6 protein-coding genes are annotated in these 2,824 nt (G+C 63.0%); all 6 read left to right on the top strand.

Features of this window, described 5'->3' with window-relative positions; all coding sequences use genetic code 11:
* On the top strand, positions 1 to 264 hold a 264-nt coding region (locus tag GPT33_RS18495), incomplete at its 5' end, for a hypothetical protein (protein ID WP_296812038.1).
* Between the two features lie 69 nt (positions 265 to 333).
* Positions 334 to 471, top strand: a complete 138-nt coding sequence (pufB, locus tag GPT33_RS18490) for a light-harvesting antenna LH1, beta subunit (RefSeq protein ID WP_093028681.1) — start codon at positions 334 to 336, stop codon at positions 469 to 471.
* A gap of 213 nt (positions 472 to 684) precedes the next feature.
* Entirely contained in the window at positions 685 to 849 is a 165-nt protein-coding gene (gene pufA, locus GPT33_RS18485; RefSeq protein WP_093028683.1) for a light-harvesting antenna LH1, alpha subunit, read from the top strand.
* A 441-nt stretch (positions 850 to 1,290) separates the two neighbouring features.
* Complete coding sequence (locus GPT33_RS18480) at positions 1,291 to 1,665, top strand: PilZ domain-containing protein (protein WP_296812033.1); 375 nt, start codon at positions 1,291 to 1,293, stop codon at positions 1,663 to 1,665.
* Positions 1,666 to 1,729: 64 nt separating this feature from the next.
* Positions 1,730 to 2,431, top strand: a complete 702-nt coding sequence (queC, locus tag GPT33_RS18475) for a 7-cyano-7-deazaguanine synthase QueC (protein ID WP_296812030.1) — start codon at positions 1,730 to 1,732, stop codon at positions 2,429 to 2,431.
* The coding region (locus tag GPT33_RS18470; RefSeq protein WP_296812028.1) for a 6-carboxytetrahydropterin synthase at positions 2,428 to 2,824 on the top strand (397 nt) is incomplete at its 3' end. The genes queC and GPT33_RS18470, both read left to right, overlap by 4 nt.

The raw sequence follows: 2,824 nt of genomic DNA, 5'->3' as shown, positions 1-2,824 counted from the left end.
GAAGCCGCGCCTGCCGCCGAGGCCGCTCCGGTTGAAGCCGCGCCTGCCGCCGAGGCCGCTCCGGTTGAAGCCGCGCCTGCCGCCGAGGCCGCTCCGGTTGAAGCCGCGCCCGCCGCCGAGGCTGCTCCGGTCGAAGCCGCACCTGCCGCCGAAGCCGCTCCGGTTGAAGCCGCGCCTGCTGCCGAAGAAGCTCCGGTCGAAGAAGGTGCTCCCGCCGTCGTGCCGGTTCCGGTCGAGGTGATCGTAGTTCCCGAGGCAGCCTAAGCCTCTTCGCTCGCCCGGCGTCAGTTTGGCGTGTGGTGCGCGATGAAAATCCAGTAGAGGAGTTAAATCATGGCACAATCTCTTTCCGGTCTTACCGACCAACAAGCAAAAGAGTTTCATGAGCAGTTCAAGGTGACCTATACCGCATACGTCGGTATCGCGGCATTGGTTCACCTCTTCGTGATCGCTGCCAATCCCTGGTTCTAAACCGCGTCCAGAGCGAGATGCTCGTTTTCGAGTGAGCTCGACGTTTGGTGTATCCATAGCCTTTGGTGGGGACGCGGTTTAAAACAATATATTTTTAATCTGTTAAACCGCGCCGGCTCCAGCGGCCGTTAGGTCTGTCGGGCCCGATCCCCTCCAAAAACATCGCATACCGCGCCGGGCGCGGTTTAATCCGACTTCGACGAGATCAAGATTATGAGTGACGTCCAGATTGCAAAGCCGAAGAACCCGGAAGACGATTGGAAGGTGTGGCTGGTTCTCAACCCCGCGACATGGCTGATGCCGATCTTCTTTCTCCTGTTGATCATTGCCCTGGCGCTCCACGCTGTCGTGTTCCAAATGGGCTTTGGTTGGGCCTGACCCGATCCCCTAAGCCGACCCCTGGAAGCGAACCGAGGAAACGCGAATTCGTGTCCATCCGTGGATCGAATTCGCGGCCAACCCCGCCTATCGCGTTCTCGGATCCTGCCATGCTTACCGGTTTCGCACCGTTGAGCATGGCCGAAACCGATAGTACCTGCCCCGAACACCCGGCTGGCTTTTCAGCGCCGTAGTCCTCCTGTCTCCGTTTCGACGAACCTTCCCCACCCCGCTCTGATCCGCTCGCCAAGCAAGTTTCGAGCCCTGCTGTCGTTTGCGATCCTCCGCAAGGTCGGTCGACAGCCTCCTGAACGAGCGCTATCCTTAGCGAAGCGCTGCGTTTAAGCAATTCGTTCCACTCGGCATGCGACCGGCGTCCCGTTTGCCGAGAGCAGTGGGTGCCGCGAGGCGTTTCGATCAATTCGATGGTTTGAGGTGCGTATGGCGGACAGCGAAGGGGATGCGGATCGTCGGAGTTACGAGCGGGTGTCCTGGGATTGCCACGCCCGCCTTATGCAGCTCGGCACCGATGTGGGCGGCGGTGTCCCGGGGATGCACCCGGTGCTCGGGCGCAACATCAGCGAGGGCGGGCTGCAAGTGTGGGCCGATCGCATGTTCGCCGTGCGTTCTCGACTGCTCGTCGAGATGGAGGCACCCGACATCCCGGAAGGGATTCAAGCTGTCGGCTCGGTGGTATGGGTGTCGCCGAGTACCTCCGAAGAGCGCTGGGTGCTCGGGATCGAGTTCTCCGATGTCGGCGACACTGCACTTGCGCGAATCCGCTCGCTTGTCCTGCCGACGGACGAACGCAACTGAGCGTCAAGCGCCGGGTCAGACTCGGCTCGATGCGCCCTCCCGCCATACTCCGCTTTCCGAGACCATGAAACCGGCAGTCGTTCTTTTGAGCGGAGGGTTGGACTCCGCAACCGCATCGGCGATCGCGACATCCGAAGGGTTTGCACTACATGCATTGTCGTTTCGGTACGGCCAGCGCCACGGCATCGAGCTCGAGTCCGCCGCCCGAGTCGCCAGGGCACTGGGGGTCGTGGAGCATGCGATCGTGGAGATCGATCTGCGGCGTTTCGGCGGATCGGCGCTCACGGCAGATATCCCGGTGCCCAAGGGGCGTTGCGCCGGGGCGATCGGCGAGGGGATTCCGGTCACCTATGTCCCGGCCCGCAACACCGTCTTTCTGTCCTTCGCGCTGGCGTGGGCGGAGACCCTCGGGTCCGAAGACATCTTCATCGGCGTGAACGTGCAGGATTACTCCGGTTATCCCGACTGTCGACCGGCCTTCATCGAGGCATTCGAGCAGATGGCCAATCTGGCGACCGCGGCCGGCGTCGAAGGGCGCCAACGGCTCAAGATTCACGCCCCTCTGATGCAGATGACCAAGGCCGAGATCATCACCCGAGGTCTGTCGCTCGGTGTCGACTACGGCCTCACCAGTAGTTGCTACGATCCCGGAACGGACGGTCGTCCCTGTGGTCTCTGTGATTCCTGCTTGCTTCGCGCCAAGGGCTTCGCGGATGCAGGTTACCCCGATCCGCTCAGCCTTCGTTTCGGTCTCGTCGCCCCATGAGTGAACAGCTGTTTCACGTCGCCGCCGTCCCGTTCGAGGCTGCGCGGCGCGTCTCCATCCTGCCTGCCGGACACCGGTCGCGCCGTCTGCACGGGCACGGCTTCGTCGCCAAGGTGCGCGCGGAGCTTCCGATCGATTGGGCGCCCTTTCCCGGCGGGGAGACGGACGCGCTCGCTCGGGCGCTTGCAGATGCGATCGCACCGCTGGATTACAGCGACCTCAACGAGCATCTGCCGATCCCGACCGACGAGAATCTCGCTCGCTGGGTGCGGGCGCATCTCGGCGTTCCCGGAGTCGTTTCGGTCGGTGTCCAGAGCACCCGCGATCAGGGTGTCGATCTGGACGGCCGCGAGCAGGCGCATGTCTGGCGCCGCTTTCGTTTCGAGGCCGCCC

Source organism: Thiocapsa sp. (genome assembly GCF_011390875.1).
Taxonomy (GTDB): Bacteria; Pseudomonadota; Gammaproteobacteria; order Chromatiales; family Chromatiaceae; genus Thiocapsa.
The sequence above is the reverse complement of the archived record's forward strand: the minus strand, read 5'-3'. Positions and strand labels throughout refer to the sequence as shown.